This is a genomic window from Streptomyces sp. NPDC040432, assembly GCF_055595445.1.
In genome coordinates, this window is record NZ_JBVIVP010000001.1 from 72,886 (window position 1) to 98,698 (window position 25,813).

General features: G+C 75.3%; 22 protein-coding genes. 4 read left to right on the top strand and 18 right to left on the bottom strand.

The genetic code is table 11. From position 1 onward, the window contains the following. The first annotated feature begins 57 nt into the window (after positions 1 to 57). Positions 58 to 747 carry a hypothetical protein gene (locus tag ACZ58N_RS00365; protein WP_471153725.1) on the top strand — a complete coding sequence of 230 codons (690 nt, stop codon included), beginning with the start codon at positions 58 to 60 and terminating at the stop codon, positions 745 to 747. 4 nt (positions 748 to 751) lie between these two features. Here ACZ58N_RS00365 and ACZ58N_RS00370 read toward each other — a convergent pair whose 3' ends face one another. From ACZ58N_RS00370 to ACZ58N_RS00380, 3 genes are read right to left on the bottom strand one after another with little or no spacing between them, the layout of a single operon-like run. Further along, positions 752 to 1,348 (bottom strand): GNAT family N-acetyltransferase, encoded by a 597-nt coding sequence (locus ACZ58N_RS00370; protein WP_471153727.1) that lies wholly within the window; start codon positions 1,346 to 1,348, stop codon positions 752 to 754. Continuing rightward, complete coding sequence (locus ACZ58N_RS00375) at positions 1,341 to 1,958, bottom strand: hypothetical protein (RefSeq protein ID WP_471153729.1); 618 nt, start codon at positions 1,956 to 1,958, stop codon at positions 1,341 to 1,343. Before ACZ58N_RS00375 ends, ACZ58N_RS00370 begins: the two co-directional genes overlap by 8 nt. After that, positions 1,948 to 2,559 (bottom strand): TetR/AcrR family transcriptional regulator, encoded by a 612-nt coding sequence (locus tag ACZ58N_RS00380; protein ID WP_471153731.1) that lies wholly within the window; start codon positions 2,557 to 2,559, stop codon positions 1,948 to 1,950. The genes ACZ58N_RS00375 and ACZ58N_RS00380 overlap by 11 nt, the downstream gene beginning before the upstream one ends. A 187-nt stretch (positions 2,560 to 2,746) precedes the next feature. Between ACZ58N_RS00380 and ACZ58N_RS00385 the strand changes: the two genes are divergently transcribed. After that, the gene (locus ACZ58N_RS00385; protein WP_471153734.1) at positions 2,747 to 3,916 is read left to right on the top strand and encodes an alpha/beta hydrolase; all 1,170 of its coding nucleotides are present in this window, start codon (positions 2,747 to 2,749) and stop codon (positions 3,914 to 3,916) included. 7 nt (positions 3,917 to 3,923) lie between these two features. On the opposite strand, the gene ACZ58N_RS00390 is transcribed toward ACZ58N_RS00385, so the two are convergent. The 14 genes from ACZ58N_RS00390 to ACZ58N_RS00455 all read right to left on the bottom strand — a co-directional run bounded on the left by ACZ58N_RS00390 (position 3,924) and on the right by ACZ58N_RS00455 (position 23,837). Beyond that, positions 3,924 to 4,808, bottom strand: coding sequence for an ABC transporter permease (locus tag ACZ58N_RS00390; RefSeq protein WP_471153737.1), 885 nt, complete (start codon positions 4,806 to 4,808; stop codon positions 3,924 to 3,926). Next, a complete protein-coding gene (locus ACZ58N_RS00395) occupies positions 4,805 to 5,647 on the bottom strand; it encodes an ABC transporter ATP-binding protein (RefSeq protein WP_471153739.1) in 843 nt (280 codons plus the stop codon). The genes ACZ58N_RS00390 and ACZ58N_RS00395 overlap by 4 nt, the downstream gene beginning before the upstream one ends. Next, positions 5,641 to 6,393: a PIG-L deacetylase family protein gene (locus ACZ58N_RS00400; protein ID WP_471153742.1), complete on the bottom strand. Its 753-nt coding sequence runs from the start codon at positions 6,391 to 6,393 to the stop codon at positions 5,641 to 5,643. The genes ACZ58N_RS00395 and ACZ58N_RS00400 overlap by 7 nt, the downstream gene beginning before the upstream one ends. A gap of 13 nt (positions 6,394 to 6,406) precedes the next feature. Next, the gene (locus ACZ58N_RS00405) at positions 6,407 to 7,075 is read right to left on the bottom strand and encodes a DUF1796 family putative cysteine peptidase (RefSeq protein ID WP_471153745.1); all 669 of its coding nucleotides are present in this window, start codon (positions 7,073 to 7,075) and stop codon (positions 6,407 to 6,409) included. Between the two features lie 83 nt (positions 7,076 to 7,158). Next, the gene (locus ACZ58N_RS00410) at positions 7,159 to 8,667 is read right to left on the bottom strand and encodes a glycoside hydrolase family 3 protein (protein ID WP_471153747.1); all 1,509 of its coding nucleotides are present in this window, start codon (positions 8,665 to 8,667) and stop codon (positions 7,159 to 7,161) included. A gap of 399 nt (positions 8,668 to 9,066) precedes the next feature. Then, on the bottom strand, positions 9,067 to 10,221 hold the full coding sequence (locus ACZ58N_RS00415; protein WP_471153750.1) for a class I SAM-dependent methyltransferase: 1,155 nt from the start codon (positions 10,219 to 10,221) through the stop codon (positions 9,067 to 9,069). 666 nt (positions 10,222 to 10,887) lie between these two features. After that, a complete protein-coding gene (locus tag ACZ58N_RS00420) occupies positions 10,888 to 12,669 on the bottom strand; it encodes a thiopeptide-type bacteriocin biosynthesis protein (RefSeq protein ID WP_471153752.1) in 1,782 nt (593 codons plus the stop codon). A gap of 86 nt (positions 12,670 to 12,755) precedes the next feature. Continuing rightward, positions 12,756 to 14,765: a TOMM precursor leader peptide-binding protein gene (locus ACZ58N_RS00425; protein WP_471153754.1), complete on the bottom strand. Its 2,010-nt coding sequence runs from the start codon at positions 14,763 to 14,765 to the stop codon at positions 12,756 to 12,758. Then, positions 14,762 to 16,753, bottom strand: coding sequence for a hypothetical protein (locus tag ACZ58N_RS00430; protein ID WP_471153756.1), 1,992 nt, complete (start codon positions 16,751 to 16,753; stop codon positions 14,762 to 14,764). The genes ACZ58N_RS00425 and ACZ58N_RS00430 overlap by 4 nt, the downstream gene beginning before the upstream one ends. Beyond that, positions 16,750 to 17,904: a lantibiotic dehydratase C-terminal domain-containing protein gene (locus tag ACZ58N_RS00435; protein WP_471153759.1), complete on the bottom strand. Its 1,155-nt coding sequence runs from the start codon at positions 17,902 to 17,904 to the stop codon at positions 16,750 to 16,752. The genes ACZ58N_RS00430 and ACZ58N_RS00435 overlap by 4 nt, the downstream gene beginning before the upstream one ends. A 29-nt stretch (positions 17,905 to 17,933) precedes the next feature. After that, positions 17,934 to 20,714, bottom strand: coding sequence for a lantibiotic dehydratase (locus tag ACZ58N_RS00440; protein ID WP_471153761.1), 2,781 nt, complete (start codon positions 20,712 to 20,714; stop codon positions 17,934 to 17,936). Positions 20,715 to 20,806: 92 nt separating this feature from the next. Further along, entirely contained in the window at positions 20,807 to 20,989 is a 183-nt protein-coding gene (locus tag ACZ58N_RS00445; RefSeq protein ID WP_471153763.1) for a thiazolylpeptide-type bacteriocin, read from the bottom strand. Positions 20,990 to 21,048: 59 nt separating this feature from the next. Beyond that, entirely contained in the window at positions 21,049 to 21,240 is a 192-nt protein-coding gene (locus ACZ58N_RS00450; RefSeq protein ID WP_471153765.1) for a thiazolylpeptide-type bacteriocin, read from the bottom strand. Positions 21,241 to 21,653: 413 nt separating this feature from the next. Then, positions 21,654 to 23,837, bottom strand: a complete 2,184-nt coding sequence (locus ACZ58N_RS00455; RefSeq protein WP_471153768.1) for an MMPL family transporter — start codon at positions 23,835 to 23,837, stop codon at positions 21,654 to 21,656. A 97-nt stretch (positions 23,838 to 23,934) separates the two neighbouring features. On the opposite strand from ACZ58N_RS00455, the gene ACZ58N_RS00460 reads away from it, so the two are divergent. After that, positions 23,935 to 24,567, top strand: coding sequence for a TetR/AcrR family transcriptional regulator (locus ACZ58N_RS00460; RefSeq protein WP_471153770.1), 633 nt, complete (start codon positions 23,935 to 23,937; stop codon positions 24,565 to 24,567). Next, positions 24,564 to 25,307, top strand: a complete 744-nt coding sequence (locus tag ACZ58N_RS00465) for an LmeA family phospholipid-binding protein (protein WP_471153772.1) — start codon at positions 24,564 to 24,566, stop codon at positions 25,305 to 25,307. The genes ACZ58N_RS00460 and ACZ58N_RS00465 overlap by 4 nt, the downstream gene beginning before the upstream one ends. 29 nt (positions 25,308 to 25,336) lie before the next feature. Here the strand turns inward: ACZ58N_RS00465 and ACZ58N_RS00470 are convergent, their stop codons facing one another. After that, positions 25,337 to 25,651 (bottom strand): SH3 domain-containing protein, encoded by a 315-nt coding sequence (locus ACZ58N_RS00470; protein ID WP_471153774.1) that lies wholly within the window; start codon positions 25,649 to 25,651, stop codon positions 25,337 to 25,339. Between the last annotated feature and the right edge of the window lie 162 nt (positions 25,652 to 25,813).

A 25,813-nucleotide genomic window follows, 5' to 3' on the forward strand; every position in this document is an offset into this window, starting at 1 on the left:
ACTCCCCCACCCGCAAAGACCATTAGGTTAGGCTTGCCTAATCATTGGGGGTACGGAATGGTGGACGACCCGGCGCACCAGGCCCAACAGGACGAGTGGGCCGATCGCATACTGGCGTGGATCACTTCGCAGGAGCAGATCGACCGGTCCCTGCGCGAAGTCCTTCGCCGCACACCCAGCCAGCGCGAGGAAACCGTCGCGCACATGGCGGAGGCCGTCCGGGGCGCGGCCCAGGGACTGACCATCCCGGGCTGCGCAGCGGCGGCGGGCATACCCGAGCACATGCTGCGCGATTGGCTCGACCTGGACGCGAGCTTCGCGGAGGCGATCCGCTCCGCGCAGGCCCTGGCGGCGGCGCACGGCCTCGGACCGGGTGCGGCGCCGACCCCGGCGGCCCTCCGGTTGGTCCTGAACGCGATCCGCAAGGGGGCGACCTGGCCCGTGGCGGCGGGCCTGGTGGGGATCTCGGTCCGCCGCTTCAACCGCCTGCGCGCCGAGGCGCCACCCGTGGCGGCCCTGATCGCCGCGGCCCAACGGGCCCGGTCGCCGCGCGGGAACGGCTCGGGTCCGCGCCGTCGTCCGGCGCGCGACAGGGGCCGCCGTACGGGATACCGGCTGGTGATCCTCGACGACCCCCTTCTGTCCTCCGCCCGGCCGGCCCCCGGGGGAGGAGTGCCCGCGCCCAACGGCGCCCGACGTGAACGCGGTTCGGTCGGGCCCGCCGACGGCGCGGCGGCACCGGACTGATCGCCTAGGTGGTGGCGGGGCGGTGCATCGACGTCACTCGCAACGGACCGACGGACAGGTGCCGCAGCACGGTGAAGCCGAAGTGCCGGTACAGGCCGACGTTGGCCGGGTCCGCCGTGGTGAGGAAGGTGCCCGCCGCGCCCGGGGTCCCGGCGAGGACGTGGTCCAGGAGCAGCCGTCCGTGGCCGCGCCCGGCGGCCGCCGGCGACACCCCGATGAACTCCAACGTCCAGGCCCCCTGCGGGGCTTCGGCCTCCGCGGCCTCCAGGTAGCGCAGGGTCCGCCGCAGCGTGCGGGGGCCGCCGCGCAGGAGCGTACGGGTGGCCCAGCCGGCCCGGGCGCCGGCGCCCGGGATCGCCCCGGGCGGGGTGAGGACCGCGGCGGCGACGGGCCGGCCGTCCGGGGCGGTCAGGACGTGGCGGCGGGCTCCGGGGAGAGTGGACTGGGTGTGAAGGGTGGCCGCGAACCAGTGCGCCCGGACGGAGTCCGAGGTGCCGCAGATCCAGGAGGTCGCGGGTTCCCGGGCGAACGCGTCGGCCAGCACTGCGGCGCAGCGGGCCACGGGCGGGCGGTCGTCGATGACGGGAGCGGGCTCAGGCATCGCGGCGCCGTTCGAGCGGGGCCTCGGGGACGAGGTGGCAGACGAGCAGCTTCAGGAAGAACAGCGGGGCGAACCAGGCCAGCGCGGTGGGCACCGTCAGCCAGAAGAGGTTGATGAGGACGGCGAGCATGAACACGGCCATCGCGACCGGGCGTTTGACCTCCACGGGAGTGAACTCCACGGCGACGGCGCCGGTCAGCAGCACGGCGGCGTTGGTGAGGGTCCAGGCCCCGTCGCCGGACAGCACGATCAGCCCGACGGCGGCCAGGTGCAGCAGGTGGGCGCCGACGAAGAGGAGGCGCACGCGTCTGGCGCCGTCCGCCTGGCGGTGGTACCAGCGTTTGGCCGCATTGGTGGAGTTGGTGAGCACGCCCCCGATGAGGTCGAGGCCGGCCAGCGCGACGACGACCAACTGGACCCCGGACCAGTCTGCGTGGCCCCCGAGGGCCCAGATCCCGGCAGCGAGCACCGCGGCGCACACGGCGCCACCGGCTGCTTCCACGGCGGATTCGGCGCGACTCCTGCCCGGCCCCATGAACCGTTCCAGCGCTCCGGCCCGGCCGGCCGGGGTGGGGGGTATCTCCCAGTTGACGCCCAGGTCAGTGCGCACGGTCGGTCACCTCGCCCTCGGGCGTGCTCCACAGTCCTCGCAGCAGGCCGCGCAGTTGGCGGTCCCCGTCCCCGGTGTCCGGCGCCCCGCTCCGCAGGGCGGCCAGTGCCCAGGCGTCGACGGCCTGGAAGACGGCGGCGGTCGCGGACACCAGCAGGTCGTGGTCGATGTCGGTCCGGACGACGCCGAGCCGCTGCCCGTCGCCGACGACGTCCTCGAACCAGCGGGGGCTCTCACCACCCCGGGTCCGTGCCACGACCGCGCCGGCGAGCGCCAGGTCGTCGGCGTTCGCGTGCAGGTGGGTCACCAGCGCCCGGGAGCCCGCCGCCAGTCCGGCCCAGAAGTCCTCGGGGTCCTCGGCGGGCACCCAGGGGCCCAGGGCGTCGAGCAGTCGGCCGCGGACTCCGTCGAGGACGGCCTCCAGGAGGTCCTCCCGGCCGTCGAAGTACTGGTAGGCGGCGGTCTTCGAGACGCCCGCCGCTTCGATGATCTTGTTGTACGAGGCCGCTTCGGGACCGTACTCGGCGAAGTGACGCCGGGCGACGGCCAGGAGGTGCTCCTGGCGTTCGACCGGCAGGCGGTGGAAACGAGGCAGTGGCATGAACCCATAGTACGCACCAATAGGGTGTACCACCAGTGCACCTGACGATCCGACGTCCGGTCGCGGTCGACAGGAGCCGGAGCCCTTGACGCCGAAGCCCTGTCGGGCGACTGGAGACCCTCTGGGCAAATTGGTCCAGACCAACTACGTTGGGGCGTCGTCAGGTTCGCCGTTTCCCCGAGGGTGGATGATGATCACGCGTCGCTCCGTTCTGCTGCTCGCCGGCTCGGCCGCCGGTGGCGCGCTGCTGCCCACGACCGCCGCCCAGGCCGCCGCCGCGCTGCCGCTGCCCGCCCCCACCGCACCCCGCCCCGTCGGCACCCGCACCCTCCACCTCATCGACGCCTCGCGCGAGGACCCCTTCGCCCCGGATCGCCGCGCGCGCGAACTGATGGTGCAGCTCTGGTACCCCGCCCTCGGCAGGGCAGGGCGCCCCCGCGCCCCCTACACCACCGCCGCGGTCGCCGCCGACCTGGAGTCCGGGCTCCCCCTCACCACCGGCACCCTGGCCGCCGTCCGCCCCCACGCCCGGGACGCGGCCCCCGCGGCGCACGGCCCGCTGCCGCTCCTGCTGCTCGGCCACGGCCGCGCGGGAGGGCGGGCCAACTGCACCGCCCTGGCCGAGGACCTGGCCTCGCACGGCTACCTCGTCGCCTCCGTCGACCACACCTTCGACGCCGCGGTCGTCGAGTTCCCCGGCGGCCGGATCGTACGCGGCGTCCTGCCCGAGGAGCCCGCCGATTGGGACGCCCAGGAGCGTCTGGAGATCCGGGCCCGGGTCGACGACCTGCGCTTCCTGGCCGGTGAACTCCTCAGGCCGCGGGGCGGCGCGGCAGGTTGGGAATGGCCTCGGGCCGACCCCGCGCGGATCGGGGTCCTCGGCCACTCCATGGGCGGGTCGGCCGCGGCCGAGGCGCTGCGCGTGGACCGGCGGTTCCGGGCCGGACTCGGTCTGGACGGCGCCTTCTTCGGCTCGCCGGTGGCCGAACAGGGCCTGGAGCGGCCGTACATGCTCCTCACCGCACTGGAGGACCACGAGACCTGGCGGCGGTGGCGCGACCACCCGCACGGTTGGGCCCGCCAGGTGCGGATCGCCGGCGCCGGGCACCTGACCTTCACCGACCTGCCGCACTTCGCCGCGGCGGGCGGACTCCCGGCGGCCTGGCCGGACGAGCTGTACGCCGAACTCCTCGGCACCCTGCCACCGGCCAGGTCGGCCCGGCTGGTCCGCGCCTACACCCGGGCGTTCTTCGACCGCTTCCTGCGGAACCTGCCCTCCCCGCTGCTGGACGGCCCCTCGCCACGGTTCCCGGAGGCCGAGTTCCGCTGGAGCCACCCGGGGACGGTCGTCCGCTGACCCCGCGTCAGGAGTACCGCGTCACCAGACCCCGCCTGCGGAAGGAGCGCATCATCCGGCTCAGCGCGAACAGGCTGAGCAGCATCAGGACGAGCGTCCCGGCGGTGGCCGTGCCCAGTTCCCGCCAGGGCATCGCCCCTCCCCCGGTCAGCGCCCGCCCGGCGGCGAACACGTGCGTCGTGGGCAGGATCTCGGCGAGCGGTCGCAGCGCGGCCGGCAGTGTGGAGACGGGGTAGAAGACGCCCGACAACGGCATCACCACGGACAGGGCGCCCCAGACGAGGGCCTCGGCCCCACTGCCGTGGCGCAGCACCAGACCCACCACCAGCAGGGCCACCGACCAGCCGCAGGCCAGCAGCAGGGCCGCCACCGGGATCAGCCCGAAGCCCAGCGCCGTGACGTCGAAGGCGTACGCCGCGAAAGCCAGTGAGGCGACCGCGATCGTGCTGACGGCGGTGCGCAGCAGGGCGAAGAGGCCGACGCCGGCGAGGTACTCCCATTCCCTCATGGGGGTGGCGAGGAGGCCCAGGAGGTTGCGGGACCAGGTCTCCTCCAGGAATCCGGTGGCGAGCGAGATCTGCGTCTGGTGGACCAGGTGCCACAGGACCGTTCCGCTGAGCAGGTAGACCGCGACGGCGGTCGTGGCTCCCGGGTCGGTGCCCGCCGCCTGGGCGGCGAACAGGCCGATGGACCCGTAGAGCAGGGTGTCGACGAGCGGCCAGACCAGCACGTCGAAGAAGCGGTGCGGGCTGCGCTTGAGCACCAGCCAGTGCCTGCGGGCCACGGCGCGCACCCGGTGCGCGGACGCGGCGGCCGGGGAGCGCAGGGCCGGAGGGGCGGTGTCCGGTGCGGGGCGGTGCGGTGCCGGGAGGGGACGGGGAGGGGTCTTCATCGGGCGGTGGCCCTTTCGCGGTCGCGTTCTTCGGCCAGGTGCAGGAAGACGCCCTCCAGGTCGGCCCGGCCGAAGCGGTGCGCCACCTCGGCGGGCGTTCCGTCGGCGGCGATCCGCCCGCCGTGCAGGAACATCACCCGCTCGCAGAGCCGTTCCACCTCGACCATGTCGTGGCTGGTGACGAGCAGGGCGGTGCCCTGTTCCGCCGAGAGGGCCAGCAGCGCCGTGCGGACGCGCAGCGCGATGTCGGGGTCGAGGGAGGCCGTCGGCTCGTCCAGGATCATCAGTCGGGGTTCGTGGAGGGCGGCCTTGGCGATACCCACCAGGGTGCGCTGCCCGCTGGACAGTTCGGTGCCGATGGCGACGCCCAGGTGCTCGATGCCGAACCGGGTCAGGACCCGGTCCACGGCGGCGCCGGGGGCGCGCAGCCCGTACAGGTCGGCGTACAGCCGCAGGTACTCGCGCACCCTGACCCGGTCGGGCAGGGGCAGGTAGCCGGCGACGAAGCCGACGCCCTGCATGGCCGCGGCCCGGTTGCCGTGGAGGTTCCTGCCGAGGATCTCGACCCGGCCCGCGTCCGGCTCGACGGCTCCGAGGCACATCAGGAGCGTCGTGGTCTTGCCCGCGCCGTTCGGCCCGAGCAGACCCAGGCGTTCCCCCGCGCGGACGGTGAAACCGACGCCGTCGACGGCCCGGCCGCGGCGGTACTCCTTGATCAGGCCGGTGGCCGCCATCACGACGGGGCGCGGGTCCTCGACGGGCCCGTCCTGCGGGAGCGCGAGGTCGGGTGCGGGTGCCGGGCCGGGGACGGGCGCGGTGGGGCGGTCGGGGGTCAGCACGGCGGGTCCAGGGGCGACAGTTCCCAGATCACTTCGGCCCGCAGGGGTCCCGTGCGGGCGAGGAAGGTGCCGTGGTCGGGGACGAGCGCGGCGAGCTGGGAGGCGTAGCACAGCACGGCCTCGTGTTTGGCCTGCCACTGCTCGTCGCTCAGGAGCAGTTCGTGGCGGACGGTGGTGCGGTGGCTCCGCAGCAGTTCCTGGTAGGCGAGCCCGCACATCGGGCTCCGGGCCAGCGCGGTGCTCGCCGCGTCGGTGCCCCATTCGGGCAGGTGTCCGGTGTAGGGGAGGTCGGCGTAGACCCACGGGGCGGGTGCGTCGAGGGCGGCGAGGACCTTCGTGGCGCGCAGCCGCACGCTCTCGTGGTCGGGTTGGTTGCTGCCGAGCGGGGCGAGGACCCGGGTGCCGGGGGCGAGGTCCTCCAGGAAGGCGTCGAGGAGGTACGGTTCGCCGCCGTCGCCGTACGGACCGTCGGGATGGTCGAGGACGACCTGTTCGGCTCCGAGCCGGGCCAGGGCCCGGGCGTCCTCGTCGCGGCGGGTCCGGTGGGCCTGCGCGGCGGAGGCGAAGCCGCAGGTGCCGTCCCACCACGAGGTGGGGGCTCCGGGCGCCGGGGCGCCGCCGAACACGGTGACGACGGCGACGGGTCCCGGCAGCGCGGGCAGCAGCCCGGCGAGCGACAGGACGGCGTCGTCGAAGTGCGGGGAGAGGACGACGGTGCGCCACGGGGGCGGTGCGGGAGCGGGCATGGGTTCCTCCGGGTCAGGTGCGGGTGGCGGGGCGGGCGAGGGGGCCGGACCGCGGGCCGGCGGGACCGGGCCCCGGAGCCGGGGGGTCGAGAGCGGCGAAGGCGGCGTCCCACTGGGCGTCGTCCCCCTCCCAGCGGCCGGGCAGGGCGGCGACCGTGCCCCACCGGACGCCGGGCGGCAGGTCGGCCGTATCGCCCGGGGGTGTGCGGCGCAGCCACAGCAGGGAGAAGCGGTGGCCGGGGTGGCGCGCGCCGAGCAGGGCGTGCAGGCGGGCCAGGTCGGCGGCCACCAGCTCGTCGAAGGCGTCGTGGTGGACGTACAGGACGTGGGCGCGGGATGCGGTGAGGTCGCGCCAGCGGGCGGCGAGGTGCTCGAACTTGGCCCGTACGGCGGCGAACTGGTCGGCGATGTCCTCGGCCGTCAGCGGTCCGCCGGCCGTGGCGTGGAAGTCGTGGAAGAAGCGGATCCGTGAGCCGGTGTCGAGTGCGCAGGTGCCGTTGCCGAAGGGTTCGGTGAGGCCGGGGCGCAGGACTTCGCGGAAGTCGGTCGCGAGGGTGTCGAGCACGGACTCGAAGTCGAGGTCGAGCCAGTCGAAGAAGTGGGCCCGGTCGTCGCCGGTGATCCGCCGGATCTGGTGGGTGGATTCGCAGTGGTAGCCGAGGCCGACGCAGACGTCGTACACCTGGTCCTCCGGGGTGGCAGGGGATGGGCGGTCCGGGGGGTGTGGGGTCGGGCGGGTTCCCTCCGGGTGGTCGGGGCGGGAGGTCAGGTGCGCAAGGGGCCGGTGCGGGTGCGGCCGGTGAGGAGTTCGGCGGCGGCGACCGCGTTGGCGAGGCCGGCGCCCCGGGTGAGGATCTGCCGGGCTCCCGGTCGCGGGGTGCGCGGTCCGAGCCCCATGTCGACGGTGACCAGGTCCGGCCTGCGGGCGCGCAGGGCGCGCAGCATGGTGTCCTGCCAGGGGTCGAGGGCCGCGTCGCGCACGACGACGGCGACGGGGCCGGTGTCGGGCAGCTCGATCTCCCGCGGGTCCGCGCCCGGTTCCACGTCGGTGGCCGAAGCCAGCGCGTCGAGCAGTTTCAGCGCGGGTGCCAGGCCCCAGGGGGCGCTGCCGACCGCCATGTTGCCGCCGGTGAGGAGCCGCACGGTGTGGACCGGCCGTACCGGCTCCTCGGGGGCGGTGGCCGGCAGGCCGGTGGCGACGAGGGCGCGCCGGGCCGCGACGAGCCCGATGTCGCAGCGGCCCGCGGCGCCGTCGGTGGCGGTGGCCGGGTGCGGGCCGGCGGTCGGCGCCGCCCAGGCGCGGAGCGCGGTGACCCGGGCGGCCGCTTCCTCCAGGCGTTCGACGGTGAGGTCCCCCGTGCGCAGGGCGTCCTCCACCGCCCGGTGGACCTCGGGCAGGATCTGCTCGCCGTCGGTGGCGCCGAGCAGGACGAGGTCCACGCCCGCGGCCCAGGCGAGGACGGCCGCGCCGCCGAATCCCCAGCGGTCGCGCACGGGGGCCATCTCCAGGGCGTCGCTGATCACCACGCCGTCGTAGCCGAGTTCCTCGCGCAGCAGCCCGGTCACGATGCGGCGGCTCAGGGTGGCCGGCAGGTCGCAGAGGTGCGGGAGCCGGATGTGGCCGGTCATGACGGCCTTGGCGCCGGCGGCGATGCCTCCGGCGAACGGGGGGAGGTCCAGGGCGCGCAGGGCGTCGAGTCCGCGGTGGATGTCGGGCAGCGCCGAGTGGGAGTCGGTCCCGGTGTCGCCGTGCCCGGGGAAGTGCTTCAGGGTGGCGGCCACTCCGCGTTCCTGGAGGCCCTGTACGAAGGCCCGGGTGTGGCGGGATACCGGTCCCGGTCGGGAGCCGAAGGAACGCACCCCGATGATCGGGTTGGTGGCGCGGGAGTTGACGTCGGCGCAGGGGCCCAGGCAGAGGTTGATCCCGGCCTCGCGGAGGTCGGTGCCGATGGCCAGGGCGACCTGCCGGGTGAGTTCGGGGTCGTCGACGGCTCCGAGGGCGTGGTTGCCGGGGTAGACGCTGCCGCGGTGGTAGTCGAGCCGGGTGACGTCGCCCCCCTCCTCGTCCAGCGCGATGAGGGCGTCGGGCCGTACCGCGCGGAGCGGGTCGACGATGTCCTCGCGCAGGGAGCGCCCGGTGGGGTGGAGGTTGGTGCCGAACAGCCCGACCCCGGCGACCCCTTGGTCCAGGGCGCGCAGGATCCAATCGGGCGGTACCCGCCCGTCGTAGGCGGGCAGCAGGCAGGCGTTGACCAGGTTCGTGGTTGTGCTCACGGGCGTTCAACCTTCGGGAACGGGACGGAGGAGGAGGGGCGGGGCGGCCGGGGCGGGGCGGCGCCCCAGGGGGCGGGCCGGTGCGGCTGCGTTGCGGCCCGGCCGGGGGGGTACGGGTCGCTCCCGGCGGCGCGGGTGGTCCGGGCGGGGTCGGGCCGACGACTTCGGCGCGGCTCTGCGGAGTTCGGCGAAGTCCGTGGGGGTCGGCGGATGCGGCACGGAGGGCGCGGGCGCGGCGACATCGGCGCGGCGGGGCCTGCGGGGTACCGGACGGCGGAGCGGCGTGACGAGTTGTCCGGGGGGACCGGTGGAACCGGTGGCGTGTTTCGATCGAGGTGCGACGGCCGAACCGTCGTCCGGGGACCGGCGGCAGGGGCCGTCGGCGAGGGGTGGGAGCGGTCAGCGGGTGGTGCGGCGGTGCAGCAGGACGCCCGTGCTCCCGCGCTTGCTCAGGTAGGCGCGCCCGCCGCAGACGGCTTCGAGAGCGGGGTGCACGAGGACCTCCTCCTCGGCGGCCTGCCAGTGCGCGGCGGTCGCCAACCAGGGTGCGAGCCGGGTGGCGAGCGCCTCGGGCTCCAGGGCGACGAAGACCCGTTCGGTCGGCAGGGTGTCGAGCAGGTCGAGGTCCTGGCCGTAGTAGAGCATTTCGATCAGGAGGTACGCGGTTCCGGGCAGCCGGGGCCGGGCGGCCAGCTCTTCGAGGCCGTCGGGGTGGACCCCGGCCGATCCACCGACGCGGGCGGCCAGGCGGTCGCGGAACAGCGCGTTGGGCTCGGTGGCCTCCACGGCGAACCCCTTGGCGCCGAGCCGTGCGGTGAGCGCGCCCTCGCAGGCACCGACCTCGATCAGCGGTCCGTCCGCCGGGGCCGACCGGCCGGCGATCCAGGCGGTCGTCGCGTCCAGCCGTTCCTCCTCGTAGGGGGAGCTCTCGAACTCCCACGGGTCCTCCACGGAGGCGGCCCCGTCGTCGAGGCTGGACAGCAGGGCGAACAGCCGGTCGCGTTCGCCGGGTTGGGCCTCGAAGAACCGCTCGGTGGCGGGGACGCGGGCGGTGTACAGCATCTGTTCCGGCGAGGAGGACCGCAGGAGGTGTCCGCAGTGCCGGTTGACGAAGTCGAGTTTGGCGGTGGCCTGCGAGCCGTCGAGGGGACGGTCCAGGTCGCTGATGAACTGGAGGAACGGCGAGTAGCCGACGGCGTGCCGGACGGGCAGGCCCTCCCCCGCACGGGCGGCATCGCGGCCGAGCACGCCGCGGCCGCGGCGGTTGTCGGCGGGTGAGTGCGTCCACAGTCGGGCAGGTCGGCCGGCGGCGGCCCGGTGGACGAGGGCGGCGAGCGGCTCCGGGCCGGGCGAGGCCGCCGTGTCGTCGACCGGGCGCACGTGGCGGGCCAGTACGGCGAGCCGTTCGCGCAGTTCCGTGCCCGGGGGCAGCACCAGGTGGCCGCGGGTGTCGCCGCACAGCACGTGGACCTCGGTGCGTCGGGGGTCGGCGAGGACGGAGAGGAAGTCGAGAACCGCGTCCTCGGCTCTGAGTACGGCCACGATGTCGATCACGGACGGGTCCTCCATCAGAGGTTTCGGCGGCGTGCGGAACGGGCCCGCAGCCGGCCGGAGCGAGTTCTGTTAAGAACCCTAACCATCACGCCACCAGGTGGTCCAGACCAATTTCGAGCCGATCGGAGCCCTACCGGCATCCCCTCGACGCCGACTCGGGGCGCGCCGGAACCGCGCTCCGGGGACGCCTCCGCACCCTCGCTCCCGACGCCCTCATCCGGCTGCCCCACACGACCGGGGCAGCCGGTACGGGCATGGGGCGACGGGGTTTTCCGCCCCTCCGGCGTCGACGACGGCGCCCCGCGCGGCACGGGCGCGGGTTGAGTGCGGGCGGAGTGCGACGGGCGCGGGGACCGCTGGGGACGCGTGCGGTCGGGACCTCCCGACCCGCGACCCGAACCGTACGAATTCAGCCAAACACCGCGTCCGGGCCGACGCGGCGTCGGCCGCCGATCGGGGACCGGTCGGCCCTTGCGGACCACGCCGGACTTCAGCCGCACGGGACCGACGGGAGTCCTCGACCACCTGCTCCGCCGGCTCGTCGCCGGCGCCCGCCCGCGACCACGCGTGCGCGCGCTCGGGTACACCGGCAGCGCGCCCTGCCCCTGGGCACGCCGGAGTTCTCGGGACAGGGGGGCGTCGCCTCGGTCATCACGGCAGTCCGGTTCAGCCTGCCGCGCCGCCCCTGGTGTCGGGCACGACGGGTGGGTTCCCCGGGGCGGGGGCTACCCGGACGGTGCGTGCCGGGCGGCCGAGCGGGAGGAGGTACTGGAGCGGTTGCGTCAGGTCGTCCAGCCCGAGGAGTTCGTGCGCCAGGTCGTCGTGGAACCCGCCCAGCGTCGTCCCGCCGAGCCCGAGGGCGGAGGCCACGAGGAGGAGGTTCTGCGCCACGTGCCCGGTCTCCAGCAGGGCCAGGCGCAGGGCGCGCAGACCGTAGCGGCTGCGGAGCAGGCCGAGTTCGGCGTACAGGCCGAGGAACACCGGGGCATCGTCGATGCCGATCGCGGCCGGGTCCGTCGCGGGCCGGGACAGGTACGTCGACAGTGCCTTGATCTCCGCGACCTCCGGAGCGGGGCCGACGTACCGCAGCGTCCTGCGTTCCGGTACGCAGTCGTACGTGCCCGGCGCCACCCCGGCCACGTCGAGGACGACCAGCCGCACCCGGGCCGTGTACAGGGCGCCCGCGCTGGGGTGGGGGCGATGGGTCGCGGTCAGGACGGATCCGTCGGGCAGGTGCCGCTCGGAGCTGCCGCCCTCGGCCAGGGAGTGCCACAACAGCGCGCCGAGGGTGCCGGCGTCCAGGGGACCCCCGAGGGCACCGCGGATCGAGGCCCGGGCGGCGAGGGCGTCGCGCAGGGTCGTCGCGGGCAGCGGGTCGGCGGGCAGGGCCGTCTCCGGCCGGCCGGGGACCGTCGGCGCCGGCCGGGTGCCGGCCGCGGGTGACCTCAGTGCCGTGTCCTCGCCCCGGCCGATCTGGAACTTGCTGCGCTCCAGGTACTGCACGTCGGGCGCGGTGTGGCCGGTCGGGAAGTAGCCGGCCTCCCCCGGCGCGGAGCCGGCCGCTCCCCACGGGTCGAGCAGGGTGCGGGAGGCCAACCGGCACACGGCCCGCTCCTCGTCGGGGGTCACCCCGAGCCGGTTGAAGAGCATGTGGAGCTGCGAGGCCCAGACCCGGTACGCCGCCTCCCGGGACAGCCCCCGCGCCCCGTCGGCCGGTTCTCCTCCGGCCCGCATCAGGGCGTCTGCCTCCCGTACGCGGTCGGCCCACCGGACGAGCCGGGGTTGCGCGGTGCCCGCCGCGAGCCGCTCCCTCAGGTCCTCCGCGCGCCGTACGAGTTCCGCGCGCTGCGCCGCGTGGACGGAGTTGACGCGGCTGTGCACGGCCGCGCCCGGCAGCAGCGGCACCTCCTCGACCCAGCGCCAGCCCGCGGCGTGCCGGCGGAGCCAGCGGGCGGCGGTGAGGGGATCCATGCCGAGGCCGTACGCGGTGGCGTGCGCGAGGTCCGCCGCGCGGGTCAGCCGGTCCGCGGCGCCGCGGAGCCCCCGCAGCGCCTCCAGGGCGGCCCGCGTCGAGTCGGTGAAGACCTCCTCGGCGACCGGCAGGGCCTCGGGGCCTCCGTATCGGCCGGTCTCGGGCGCGTAGGGCACGGTGCGGACCTCGCCGTGGCGGGAGGGCCACGGCCCGGGCACGGACGGCACCTCCTTCGCCGCCAGGGCCAGTTCCTCGGGCAGTCGGGCGAGGGCTTCCGTGTGCGGGCCGCGCACCCGGATCCGTACGTGGGGACCGTCCTCCCCGTACCGGATGAAGAACCACCGGTCGGCGTGTCCGGACTCCACCAGACCGTCCAGGAGCGGGGCGGCGGCCCCGAGGAGGAAGGTGTCGGTCTCCTCGGCACCGCAGTGCAGGAACAGGTGGTGGCTGTGCCAGGTGCCGGTCGTCGTCGTCACGTGGTTCCTCGGGGTGGGCGCGGAGCGGGCGTGGGCGGGGGTGGTGGGGTGGTGTCCCGGGTCGGCGATGGGGTCAGGGGAAGGGGTCAGGGGAAGGGGTGCGGGTGGAACGTCAGGTCCTCGTGGCGCAGCGGGCGGGCCGTGCGGCCGAGCCGGTACGGCACCTCCAGCAGCCGGGGCAGGCCCCGGGTGCGGCGGTTGACGTGCCCGAAGGTCATCGGCAGTGATCCGGGCACCACCGTCTTCACGCAGTGCAGGCCCAGGCGTTCCCGCGTACCCGGCTCGCTCTGGTCGACGGTGATGACCTCCAGGCCGGTCGCCGCGAGCCGCTCCACGGTGGCTCCGAGGAGGTGGCCGGGGTCGTGCACCGGTGCGGGCGCGCCCGGCCAGGCCTCCTCGACCGTGAGGGCCGGCGCGGCGGCCGTCAGGAACTCCCAGCGCGGCAGCGCCTCGGGGAGGGTGTTGAGCCCGACGTGGTCGTCCAAGGTGACCACCAGGTCCGGTCGGTCCAGCATCGGCCGCAGTCGCCGCGGGTCGCGCGGGCCGCCCTCGTCGGCCGGGCGGTGCACCGACTCCAGGACGTTGGTGACCACTTCGGCCACCGCGGAGCGGATCGCCGCGCGGGGGTCGTGGTGGGCCCCCGCCGCGAGGAACATGCGGGGCGCCGCCGGGTGGGTGCCCTCGTAGCGACAGACGGCGAGCACGGAGGGGATGCCGAAGTCGTTGGTCGCGTCCAGCAGGACCAGCCGGTAGCCGACCGCCGCCGCCCGGTCCGCGAGGAGGGCCGTGTCGAGGTCCCCGGCCGGCGCCTCGACGCGGCGCAGGGGCGTCGCCGCGTACCAAGCCATCAGGAAGGCGTCCCGTTCGGCGACCTCGAACAGGCCGTAGAGCGCCGCCTCTTCGGGGCTGTTGCCCAGTCCGCAGCCGTTGGACGACTCGTAGACCACGCGCGGACGGCCGGGTCCCGGCGGGTCCCAGTACGCCACGTGCTCGGGCACGGCCGTCACCCGCTGCCGGGTGAGCGACCAGCCGTGCACCCAGTCCAGTTCGAGGTCCGGCGCGTACGGGACGGTCCGGGACGCCGGGTGCCCCTGGTGGGCGGGGTCCGGCAGGCCCAGCCGCTCCGGGTCCACCGCCCGGTCGGGACCCAGTTCGGCGAAGGAGGCGCGCAGCGCGGTGCGGCGGCCGGTGGGACGCATCCCGGCGTACCGCTCGACGGCCTCGAACAGGGCGATCCGCTCGCTGCCGGCGAAGTCGCCCGCGCGGCCGTATCCGGCGCCGTCGGCGAGCCGACCGTCCGTGACGAACGCACTCGTCAGGGAGAAGGCCGAGTCCTCCGCCCGGAGCAGTCGGCGGACCGGACCGAACCGCGTGTCGTGGAGGGCCGCGCGCAACCCGTACGGGGTGGTGCGGGGGTTGGGAGCGCGCAGGACGTACGGGTCCGGCAGCGGACGGGGTGCCGAGGGCAGCGGTGCCACCCCGGCCGGGGAATCCGCCGGCAGCGGTCGGCACACCTCGCAGCCACCGACCGGGCGGACGCGGTGGGTCGACCAGGTTCCGCGTCCCAGGTGCAGGACGTGGACCGCGGCGGTGCGGGCCTCCGAGTGGTCGCGGCCCGGCTCGCCCTCCTGACGCCCTTCCTCCCCGCCCTGCTCCTCGTCAGGTTCCGCGTCGCGCTTCCCGCCCTGCTGCTCGTCGTCCAGGAGGCCCAGCGCCAGGGCGGCCAGGGAGCCGCCGAGCGCCAGTGACGGTACGCCCGCCAGCGCCATGCCCGGGCTGCGCCACGGGACCCGGCCGCCGTCCGTGGCCAGCCGCTGGTACTCGGCGCAGGACAGGCAGGCCGCCGCACCGGGCCGGAGCACCGGGCCGATCACGGCCAGCGGCCCGTCCAGCCGTACGGGTACGAGCGCCACCGGACGCCCGAGCCCCAGCCGACCGAGCTCCTCGGCCCCGCCGAGCGTCCATCCGGTCAGCAGGACGACGGCCGGTCCGAGGACGTGCTCCCGCGCGGCCTCGACGCCGTCGTACAGCGGGACCGGCAGCGGGCCGAGGAGGTCCCGGGCCGGGATGGGCGGGGTGTCGGGAAGGACGGTCATCGGGGCATCCTCGGGGTGGGTAGGACGGTGAACCCGTGGGCGCGCAGCAGGTCGGCGAGGGCGGGAGCCCGGTCCGGGCCGACCGGCTGCTCGGGGAGGGCCGTTCCCGTCAGCCGGGCCAACGCCTCCTGGAAGGCGTCCTCGCGGGCGGCCGTCCCCGCGAGCCAGCCTCCGGTCCAGCCGGCGTCCTCCCAGTCGGCCGGGGGCGCCCCGGACACGGCCAGCGGCGCGACGGCGCCGCCCGAGGGGCGGGCCCGTCCGATGCTCGGCCCGGCGGCGCGGCCCGCCACCGCGGCCACCGCCGCCAGTGCGGCGTACGCCGCCGCGTCACCCGGGGTCGCCTCGACGGCGTCGCCGAGCGGCTGCGGCACCGCGCCGTAGCGCCCGTCGGACGGTGCCTCCCAGTGCACGACGGCCCGGTACGCCTCCTCACCCGGGACGATCCGGAAGACCTCCAGCCGGGCGGGCACGCCCAGGCGGCCCGTCAGGGTGCTCCACCAGTGCCGGACCTGCGGGTGCCCGGACCAGGCGTGCTCCGCCAGGGGCTGCCGCCCGTCGGCGGCGAAGCGGCGGGACACGTCCTCGCGCAGGGCCCGACCCCGGGCGTGCCCGGGGTTCGCCCCGACGGTGTATCCGCCCTGCGGTGCGGCTTCGTCGAGGAGGTGTTCGGCTGCCCGGCAGAACACTTCGAGGCGGGCCAGGTCCAGTCGGGCCGCTCCCCCGACGGCCCGGACACCCGGGGCGGGAGGTCCGGGCAGGAGGCAGGCGGCGAGCGGAACGGGGAGTTGTCGCAGCTCCCCCGGCAGGGGTTCGGGCAGCGCTCCGCACCGGGCGTCGGTGAGGACGGCCACTCGGCGCAGAGCCTCGCCCGCAGTGGTGGCGGGGGCGGCGGCGGTGCGTCGGTCGGCGTCGATCCGGTCGGGGCCGAGCCAGGTGCGGTACTCGGCCCTCGGTGGGCGGGAGTCCGCGAGGAGCACGGCGGGCAGGCCGGGCTGGAGCGCGCCGTCGTCGCCCTCGGTCGACGGGTCGGCGAGCCCGGCCGCCGCGCTCAGCAGTCGGTGGGCGGCGGCTCCGGCGAGCAGCGGGACCAGCGCGTCGGACCGTGCGGACGCGCCGCGGCCGAGCCGGGCCGCCAGGGCCGCCGCGTCGGAGCGGGCCTGGGAGGTGCTGCCGGGCGCGGTGACCCAGCCGGTGCCGCCGGAACACCCGACGGCGAGTGCCCGGTCCGGGCCCCCGCCGAGGACCCGCAGCAGGATCGGGCCCTCGGTGAGGTGCGGGTCGGCGGTGTACGTGACGTGCAGCCCGCCCCGGGTCAGGGCTTCGCCGACGGACCGGGCGAGCGGCCCCTCGGGAGCCCCGGCGAGGACCTCGGCGCGGGCGGCGGCGAGGGCGGCCTCGGCGCGGGCGGGGTGCTGGGCGCTCGCCCCGAGCCACCGTGCGAGCGGGCCGGGGGTGGTCGGGTCGGAGCCGTTCGGCGCGGGCGGGCGGGCGGCGGGTTCCGTCACGAGCAGGTCGTGGGCGTCGAGTTGCGCGAGGAGGGTTTCCACGGCGGTGCGCAGGGCCGAGCCGGGATCCGTCCCGTCGAGGAGGTCCTCGACGCCCCCGTCCGCCAGCACCGCCTCCAGCCGTCGCCACAGTCGGGGCAGGGCGGGGCTGCCCTCCAGGGTGAGGTTCCCGCGCCGCCCCCGCAGGTGCAGGCCGTCGCGCAGCGGGGTCACGGCGACCCCGGGGCGCAACCTGCGTACGGGCCGTCCGGGGAGGGACGGTGCGGGAGCGACCGGCGAGGGGGCCGGGGGCCCGGGAAGCGCCGTGCCCGCCCGGGTGGCGGGCACGGCGGCGCCCGGAGTCGGAACGGTCGGCGTCGGATCGGTCGGCGCAGGGACGGTCGGCGTCGCATCGGTCGGCACGGGGACGGTCCATGTCGCATCGGTCGGCACGGGGACGGTCGATGTCGCATCGGTCGGCGCGGGTCGGGTGCGGGGGGTCATGCGCGGTGCTCCTTCGTGCCCGCGCCCGCGGCAGCGGCGAGTTCGGTGCGCCAGTCGCAACCGGTCAGCGCGGGGACCGCGCGCACGACCAGGTGGGCCGCCAAGTACCGCTCGACCGGGAGCACGTCACAGATGGCGAGGAGCCGGTACAGGGCGTTGGTGCACGCCCGGTACACCAGGTAGTCGGGGCGGCTCCACATCCTCCCGTCGGGGTCGGACCGGGCGAGCAGGCGGTGGAACTCGCTGTAGCCCGTGCGGGTTTCGTGGTTCCAGCGCTGCGCCGCCGCCGCGTCGCCGGTGGCGGCGGCGCGGGCCCGGTACTCCTGTGGGACTCCGTGGAGGTCGGCGCCTTCGTCGTACCGGCCGCGGGTCAGCCGCCAGGCGTCCCGCGCGTACTGCGCCCAGGCCCGTTCCCAACCCTGGGCGTCGCCGTCGGCGATCCGTCCGACGAGGGCGGTGACGGCGCCGCCCGCGCGGTCCCAGTGGCTGTCGAAGCGTTCCCGCAGGCGGCCGTGCGGATCCTCGTGGAGGAGGTGGTCCTCCAGGTGGGAGACGTACGACCAGTGGCCACCGGCCAGTCCCCCGGGGTGGGCACCGGCGTGCGCGGCGAGCGCGGTCACCGCGAGCCGCAGCCGGGCCCCCGCGGTGTCGCCCTGCTCCCCCAGGTATCCGGCGCCCGCCTCCAGCGCGCCGAGGCCGGTCCGCAGCAGGTCGTCGCGCAGCGCGGCGCCGTCCTCACCGAGGAGGGCGCGTACGGAGGAACGGTCGGCGGGCTCCGTGCGGACGGTGTTGTCCGGGGCGATGGGTCCGTAGGGCGGGGCGATGAGTTCGGCGCGGCCCGCCTCCGCGGCCAGTTCCAGCAGCCGGGCCTCGGTGAGGTCACCCCGGGAGGGGTGCGCCGCCATCCAGGCGCGGATCCGGGTGGCCGCGGACTCGGCGGCGGCCGCCACCTGTTCGGGCGGCCCTTGGAGGCGCAACCGTAGGTGGGGGCCGTGCAGCCAGTGCCGTTCGACGTGTGCGGCCAGCCCCGTGGCCGCCGCGGAACGGGCCGACGGCAGGAGCGCCTCCCGCAGCAGCGGCGCCTTGACGGGCTGGCGGTAGGAGGCGACGACGTCGCGGACGCCTGTGGTGCGGGGGCGTGCTCCTCGCACGGTGTCCTCCTGTGCGGTCGGTGGGTGGGTCATACCGGCCGCCCGGGCCGGTTGACCTCCAGGACGAGTTCGGTGGCCCACGTCGGGGCGGCCAGGCCGCCGGGGGCGGGCAGTGCCTCTTCGAGGACCGCGCCGGTGTCGTGGCGGGCCAGCCATTTGGGCAGGCAGCGCAGGTGCAGGGCGTTCCCGAGGTCGACGAACTGCGGCTTGGGGCGGCTCAGTCGGTTCAGGAAGTCCTCGGCCCCGCGCCCGGTGGGGGTGGTGCCCGCCGGGTGCAGGAAGAGCTGTTCCGGCAGGTCCAGCAGGGCGCGCCAGCGGGCGGCCACCTCGGCCGGGTGGGGGGTGGCGGCCAACTCCGCGCGCAGGGCCCGAACCGAATCGGGGGGCAGGACCCAGCGGGCCCGTCGGAGCACGACCTGCCGGTGGCGCAACCGGGGGCTGCGGGTCACCGTGCCGCCGGGAGCGGGGAGCGGTGTGCGGGGGATGAGGGGCCGGAAGTCGACCGTTCCGTGGGGGTGGTCGCTCAGGTGGGCGCCGAGGCGGTGCGGCAGGAGGACGGGGGCGAGGAAGCCGGCGTAGAGCACGTCGAGGAGTTCGCCGGTGGTCCGCAGCCGGAAGCGCACCTGGTCGGTGGTCCGGTCGTGGACGAGTTCCAGGTCGGCTTCGGTGAGGGAGGCGGTGCGGCGGTCGGTGCCGATCTCGTCGGGGACGAGCAGCGGGTGGAGGTTGGCGTTGAACCCGCCCACGGGGCGGATCTGGGCGGCCCGGGCACCGGGGCCCAGGCCGTGGCCGATCTGTCGGGAGACGGCGGCGCGCGCGGCGGGGTCCAGGGCGTCCAGGAAGCGGCTGCTGAAGCGGCCCCAACCGCCGTACACGTGATTGACGCAGAGCAGGTCGTGGCGCGGGTCGCGTTGGAGGAAGTACGCGTAGCTCAGGGGCCGTTCGCGGGTCCAGTCGGGCAGGTGCGCGCCGAGGGTGCTGAGGAGGTCCGGGGGCAGGACCAGTTCGTGGGCGCCGGCGGGTGCGGCGACCGCGGCTTCCCGGACGGCGTCGATGACGACGGAGCGCAGGGCCAGGAGTTCGGTCGCCCCGGTGGGCAGTGGGGTGCCGTCCCGCGGGTCGAGCACGGGGAGGCGGGCGGCGGTGTCCCAGGCGTCGGTGACCTCGGTGCCGAACTCCCACGGGTGGGGGCAGGTACCGCCGGGGCCGTAGCGGGCGACGAAGCGGTCGCGGACGACGCGGCGGACGAGGTGGCCGAGGTCGAACAGTTCGGCCAGCGCGGTGATCTCGCCGAGGGCCTCGTGGTCGGGCGCGCCGAGGAACCCGTCGAGGGCGAGGGCGTCGGGGGCGACGACGTCCTCGGTGAGGACGGTGAGCGGGGCGGAGACGGACGGGACGGGACGCCCCGCGTCGGTCAGTTCGTCCCGCCAGCGCCGGGACAGGTCGGCGAGCAGGGCGGGGCGATCGGTGGCGGGGGTCCCGGCGAACGAGGCGGTCAGCCGGCCGAGTTCGTCGAGCCGGTCGGCGCGCGCCGCGTCCTCGGCGTGGTGCGCGCCGAACGTGCGCAGCCAGTCGGCGAGGCGCCCCAACGGGTCGTCGTCCTGCGGCGGGACCGGGTCGGCGGGCACGAGCAGGCCGGCCTCGACGAGGCGGTCGAGGTACCCGACGGCCGCCTCGGCCCCGTTCACCTTGCCGATGCCGCTGCCGGGTGCGGTCAGGCAGGCGGCCAGCATGCCGGTGAGGTCGTCCAGGGGCACGGGTTCCGCCGCCCGGCCGGTGAGGAGGTGCAGCGGGCCGGCATGGGTGAGCTCCGCCTCGTCCTCGCCGGCCACCAGGTGGCGTCCGCCGGCGAAGGCGGTCCGGTCGCGGGAGTACGCGGCCCGTCCGCCGGTGATCCGCGCCGTGCTGGTGATGCGGTGGGGCAGCGTCGTGCGGCGGTGGGGGGCGTCGAGGAGGGCGACGGTGAGGGCGGACGTCAGGGTCCGGTTGACCTTCACCACGGAGCGCAGGGGTACGCGGAGCAGGGGTGCGGCGCCCCAGGAGGGGACGGTGGGGCCGGCGGGCTCCTCGGCGAGGGGGCCCCAGCCGACGGCGGTGAACCAGGACAGGGGGCTGGTCTTGGTGCTGGCCCGCAGGGCGTAGCGCAGCACGGTGGGTTCCTCCTTGCGGGCCCGGCGGTCGGTCGCGCCGGTGGCGGCCCGTTCCACGGCCCGGAGCAGGTCGGCGCTGGTGGAGGCGACGGCCCGGGCGAGGGCCGGTTCGCGGCAGAGGGTGGCGAGCTGTGCGCGTTCGGCGGCCAGGGCCCGCTCGGTGGCGGCGTCGAGCCGGGTGAGGAGGAGGGCGCGGCGCGTGCGCAGGGCGGTCCAGGCGGCGAGCGCGGGCACCCGGTCGGGCAGGTCCCCGAGGCGTTCCAGCAGGGCGGGGCGGGGGTCGCGCCCGTTGTGCAGGGCTCGTCGCAGGGGCAGTACGACGTCGCGGTGGAAGTCGTCGGGGTGGTCGCCGCGGCTGTCGTGCAGGGCGTCGCAGAGCGGCCCGACGAGGTGGAGCGACTCGGCGTCGATGCGGTGGAGTTCGGCGGCGAGCGCACGGTATGCGGCGGCGTCGGGCGCCTGGGCCGGATGCGCGAGGACGGTGGCCCGGACCAGCGCGTACGGCGCGGACCGGACCGGCCGACCGGCTGCGGCGCGCGGCGACTGCGACGGATCCGTCGCGAGTCCGGTGGGCCGGTGCTGCGGCGGACCCGTCGCGACGCCGGCGTGCTGGGGCCGCGGTGGCCCCGTCGCGGCACCGGTGTGTTGTGGCTGCGGCATGCCGCTCCCCGTCCTGTGTGTGGTGGCGCGGGCCTCCCGCCGCACGCGGGGTGCGGCGGGAGGCGTCCGGCATGCCGGTGGTCGGTGGTGGGTCAGCCCACGGGGATTTCGCCGGCGTCCGGTTGGGCGCAGGAGGAGGAGCCCTGGCAGGAACACGAGCCCCATGAGGCTCCGCCTTCGGGGAGGGCGGCCGTGTCGCGCATGGACGTCACGGTGAGGTCACCGAGATCGAGGTCCTCGATCTCGAATTCGGGTGCGGGCCGGGCTTCGGACATGGATGTCTCCTTCACTGGACGGTCGATGGGATCGGTGCGGGGTGTGTGGCGGGCGTCGGTCAGCCCGTGGACACACCGATCTCAAGCTGCGGGTCGACGCAGCTGGACGAGGCCACGCAGGAGCAGGCGCCCCCGGCCGCGGCGCCCTCGGGCAGGGCGCCCTTGTCGCGCATGGACGTCACGACGAGGTCGCTGAGGTCGAGGTCGAGTTCCTGGAGGTCGAGATCGATGGTGCTCGCGAAATCGGGCACAGATGTCTCCCAGAAGTGGAGGCGATAGCCGAATGTGCACGGAACAGAACGCCGCACTCCGCGGCTCGGGTCGTCCGATATTCGGAGAGCGCTGTTCCAAAAAAGTATGGCAAGGCCGATCGAGCTGCTGCAAGCAATTCCGGAATGCATCGGACGTCCCGAATGGGCACGTCCGAATTGCGCTTTCGGCGGCCGAAAAACATGGGACCACCGATGAGAACCGGCCTCTTCCGTGCAAGGCCCAGAATCGCCCGGACCGCTATAAGGACGCTGGAAAGTCCATCGAGGTCACATCGACGGGACGCGGGCCGGCCCGGGGTGGAATTCACCTGGAATTCCACCCCGGGCCGGGGTGCGGATCGGGCGGCCGTCCTTTCGTCCGGGCGGGAGCCGACGGGGGGCCGGTCGGGCCGTCAGGCCTTGATGTGCGGCAGGATCCGGTCCAGGCCGCGCGGCAGCCACCAGTTGGCGCGACCCGTCAGGAACATGACCGACGGCACCATGACGAGCCGGACGACGGTCGCGTCGATGATCACACTGACGGCCAGCCCCAGCGCGAGCATCTTGATGACGACGGTGGGCGAGGCGGCGAACGACAGGAACACCACCGTCATGATCAGTGCGGCGCTGGAGATGACCCGGCCGGTCACGGCGAGCCCGGTGCCCACGGCGTGCTGGTTGTCCTTCCGGGCGCGCCAGTCCTCGGCGATGCGGGACAGCAGGAAGATCTCGTAGTCCATGGACAGTCCGAAGGTGATGGCGAACATCATCATCGGCACGTACGACTCGATGGGCACCGGCCCCGTCAGGCCCAACAGGGCCGATCCCCAGCCCCATTGGAAGACGGCGACGAGCACCCCGTACGAGGCGGCGGTGGTGGCGAGGTTGAGGAGGACGGCCTTCAGCGGGATGACCAGACTGCGGAAGACGGTCATCAGCAGCAGGAAGGAGGCGATGAGGACGAGGCCGATGATGAGCGGCAGGCGCTCGGTGACGGTGTCACGGAAGTCGAGCTGACCCGCGGTGGTGCCGGTGAGGTGGGCGGTGGCTCCGGTGTCCGCCATGGCCTGCGGGAGGGTGCGGTCGGTGAGCCGGTCGAAGAGGGCGCCGGTGGCGGCCTCCTGGGGACCGGTGACGGGGGTGACCGTCGAGGTCAGGATCCTGCCGTCGGCGCTCGCCCGCGGCGGGGTCGCGCGCGCGACCCCGGGAGTGGCCCGGAGTGCCTCCCCGAGTTGCCGACCGATGTCGGCGGCGCCGCGCGTCGCGTCGCTCAGGTCCACCACGACGAGGAGGGGGCCGTTGGCACCCGGCCCGAACCCGGGGCCCTCGGCGTCGGAGATCCAGGTGTAGGCGTCGCGCGTGCTGCTGCCGACCGGGTCGGAGCCGCTGTCGACGTGGCCGAGCCGCATGGAGAACATCGGTACGGCGCAGAGGGCGAGGAGCGCCGTACCCGCCAGGAGGAACGCCCAGGGGCGGCGTGCCACGCGGGCGGCGTAGCGGTGCCAACCGTCCCGGTCGCCGGACGTCTCGGCGACGGGACGGCGCACGTGGACGCGGTCGATGCGTCGGCCGACCAGTCCGAGCGCGGCGGGCACCAGGGTGACGGCGGCGGCGGCGGTCATCACCACGGCGATGGTCGCGGCGAGTCCGAGCTTGCCGATGAAGCCGATCCCGCAGGCGTAGAGGCCGAGGAGGGCGACACCGACGGTCAGGGCGGCGACGAGGACGGCGTGGCCGCTGGTGGCGGTGGTCCGGCCGGCGGCCTCGACGGGATCGCGGCCCTCCATGAGGTCCTGCCGGTAGCGGGTGGTGAGGAAGAGGGCGTAGTCGATGCCGACGCCCAGGCCGAGCATGGCCGCGAGGGTGGGGGCCGCGGTGGCGAAGGCGACGGTGCCCGCGACGATGCCGACCACGCCCATGCCGACGCCCACCCCGACCAGCGCGGTGGCGATGGGCAGGAGCGCGGCGGCGACGCTGCCGAAGGCCAGGAGCAGGATGACGAGCGCCGCGGCGAGTCCGGTGAGTTCGGCGGAGACGTCGTCGGCCGGCGGCCGGACGATCTGGTCGAGGTCGCCCCCGTAGCCGACGCCGACGCCGGCCGCGCGGGCCGGTTCGGTGGCTTCGTCCAGTTCGTCGGTGTAGGGGTGGCCGAGCGACTTCAGGGGCGCGTCGAAGGACACGACGCTGTAGGCGGTGCGGCCGTCCTCGCTGGTCACGGGGGCCGAGGCGGCGGTGACGTGGGGCAGGGCGGCGAGTCGGGCGATCGTGTCGGAGACCGCCGGACCGTGGTCGGCGACCTTGCCGGAGTCCACGTGGAGGACGACCTTGCCGCTCGGCGCCTCGGCGGCCGGCTCGGAGGCCTTGAGCAGGCCGGCCCCGGTGTGGGTGGCGGTGCCGGGCAGGCTCACCTGGTCGCTGTAGCCGGCGCCGACCAGGTGCCGTCCGGCGAGCGCGGCGCACATGACGAGCAGCCAGGCCGTTATCACCCACAGCGGGTGGCGGGCGCAGAACGCACCGGTACGGGCGAGCCGGGAGGGCGGCGCCCCGTCCGGGAATGGCGGTGCGGCGGGGGGGACCTCGGGCAGGGCAGACGTCACGGCGGCTCCAAAAAGTGGCAGTACTGCCAAGAGACACTAGGTCACACATGACAGGGCTGACAATTGACATGCCTGCCGCCATGGGTAGGGTGGCTCCATGGCACCCGAGACCACCCCGCCCGGCCTGCGCGAACGCAAGAAGGAGCAGACCCGTCGCACCCTTCGTGCGTGCGCGGCCCAACTCTTCGCCGAGCGGGGGTACGCCGCGACGACGGTCACCGACATCGCGGCGGCCGCGAACGTGTCGGAGCGCACGTTCTTCCGGTACTTCGAGAACAAGGAGTCCCTGCTGCTGCCGGACAGCGCCGAGTTGTTCGCCTTCATCGAGGCCGCCCTGGCCGCACGCCCCCGCGACGAGGACCCCCTCGACGCGGTGTGCCGCGCCCTGTTGGAGGCCGCGGTGCCGTTCGCGCGGAGCACCCTGGCGGGTCTGACCCACTCGCTGGCGGGCACCGAGGGGCAGGCACTGATCCGGTCCCGCCTGATGCAGGCGTTCATCGAGTTCGAGGACCGCCTGGCGCTCCTCGTACTGGAGCGCCTCCCGGCCGACCTGCCCGATGCCGACCTCCGCGCGAACGTGATCGCCTGCTCGGCCCTCTCGGCGGCGCGTGCCGTGCTGCGCACCCAACGGGCCCGCCGTGAGGCCGGTACCGCCGGGGACGCCGCACCGCTCCTGCCCAAGGCCTTCGACCTGCTCGCCCTCGCCCGGAACGGAACACCCGCACCGTGAAAAGCCCTCGCCGCAAGACCCTGCTCGTCACCGCCGCCGCCTGTCTGGTGGCGACCGCCGCGACCGGGACGGTGAACCTCGTGGCCCTCCAGCGGGCCGAGGGGGAGGTCGTCGACGCGGCGACCTGCCGACTCGGTGCGGCCGGGGCGGTCAGCGCCGACCTCGACGGCCCCCTCGCCGGACTGCGCGCCCTCACCGGCGACATCGGAACCGTTCGCGTCCGCGCGGAGGGCGTGCGACGGGAGGGCACCGACATGGACGTCGAGGCGGTGCTCAAGGACGTGTCACGCGACGGCGTGGGCGGGGGGACCGCCACGGCCACCGTCCCCTACGCCTCCCTGAACCGGCGTGCGGAGCGGGAGGCGGGCGACGCCGCCTCCGGCCTGGTCCTGGGCACGGACGGCAAGGACCTCACGCTCACGGGCGACGCGGGCGGTACGGGGTTGCCCGTAACGGTCAGGACGACCCTGTCCACCACCGCCGACAGCGTCACCGTCACCCCGGCCGCCGTCCGACTGTTCGGCCGTGACATACCGGTGGACCGGCTGGCGTCCCTGCCCTTCGGATCCGGCATCGCCGACAAGTTGAAGCCCCGCACGATCGGCCTGGGGGACCTCCCGGACGGGGTCGGGCTCACCGGGGCGCGGGCCACCGGTGCCGGACTCGTCCTCTCCTTCGCCCTGACCGGCGGGGACCTGGGGACGTCGGGCACCGGCGACTGCGTCACCCGGGAGGCCTGAGCGGGGTCAGCGACGGGTCGTCGCCGGGTTCAGCACCAGGGCACGTTGGTGTAGTTGTGCACGTAGCGGGCCGACACCCAGCCGTCGCCGTGCAGCCGGTACCAGGTGTCGTTGCCCTCCACCCATTTGGCCTCGGTCCGGCACGCCAGTTTCACCTTCTGCCACGGGGCGAGGGTGCCGACGACCCGGGCCGTGGTGGTCGGGGACGAGCGGACCTTCACCCCCGACGAGCTGACGACCAACCCCTCCGCGTACGACCCCGACGCCAGGGCGGTCCCGGTGAGGAGAACGGCCGTGACGGCGGCCACCGGCGCCACCACGGCGATCTTCCTGAACATGCGCATCCGCGCTTCCCCATCTCCACTGCCGGCAATGCCGGACGTTCCTCGATACCGCTGGACGGCCGTGCGGGACACGGCACCGCAATGGACCTTGCGCCGCCACCGGCCGCCGGACGGTCCGGCACACCGTGCGTTCCCCCGGACGGCGCACGCGCGGAGCCGGTG

What these genes read in the sequence shown, in the direction of transcription:
- ACZ58N_RS00400 (WP_471153742.1), bottom strand. Translation starts at nt 6,393, where the DNA reads ATGCCCGCTCCCGCACCGCCCCCGTGGCGCACCGTCGTCCTCTCCCCG.
- ACZ58N_RS00460 (WP_471153770.1), top strand. Translation starts at nt 23,935, where the DNA reads ATGGCACCCGAGACCACCCCGCCCGGCCTGCGCGAACGCAAGAAGGAG.
- ACZ58N_RS00365 (WP_471153725.1), top strand. Translation starts at nt 58, where the DNA reads ATGGTGGACGACCCGGCGCACCAGGCCCAACAGGACGAGTGGGCCGAT.
- ACZ58N_RS00470 (WP_471153774.1), bottom strand. Translation starts at nt 25,651, where the DNA reads ATGCGCATGTTCAGGAAGATCGCCGTGGTGGCGCCGGTGGCCGCCGTC.
- ACZ58N_RS00425 (WP_471153754.1), bottom strand. Translation starts at nt 14,765, where the DNA reads ATGACCGTCCTTCCCGACACCCCGCCCATCCCGGCCCGGGACCTCCTC.
- ACZ58N_RS00380 (WP_471153731.1), bottom strand. Translation starts at nt 2,559, where the DNA reads ATGCCACTGCCTCGTTTCCACCGCCTGCCGGTCGAACGCCAGGAGCAC.
- ACZ58N_RS00430 (WP_471153756.1), bottom strand. Translation starts at nt 16,753, where the DNA reads ATGACCCCCCGCACCCGACCCGCGCCGACCGATGCGACATCGACCGTC.
- ACZ58N_RS00445 (WP_471153763.1), bottom strand. Translation starts at nt 20,989, where the DNA reads ATGTCCGAAGCCCGGCCCGCACCCGAATTCGAGATCGAGGACCTCGAT.
- ACZ58N_RS00440 (WP_471153761.1), bottom strand. Translation starts at nt 20,714, where the DNA reads ATGCCGCAGCCACAACACACCGGTGCCGCGACGGGGCCACCGCGGCCC.
- ACZ58N_RS00370 (WP_471153727.1), bottom strand. Translation starts at nt 1,348, where the DNA reads ATGCCTGAGCCCGCTCCCGTCATCGACGACCGCCCGCCCGTGGCCCGC.
- ACZ58N_RS00390 (WP_471153737.1), bottom strand. Translation starts at nt 4,808, where the DNA reads ATGAAGACCCCTCCCCGTCCCCTCCCGGCACCGCACCGCCCCGCACCG.
- ACZ58N_RS00385 (WP_471153734.1), top strand. Translation starts at nt 2,747, where the DNA reads ATGATGATCACGCGTCGCTCCGTTCTGCTGCTCGCCGGCTCGGCCGCC.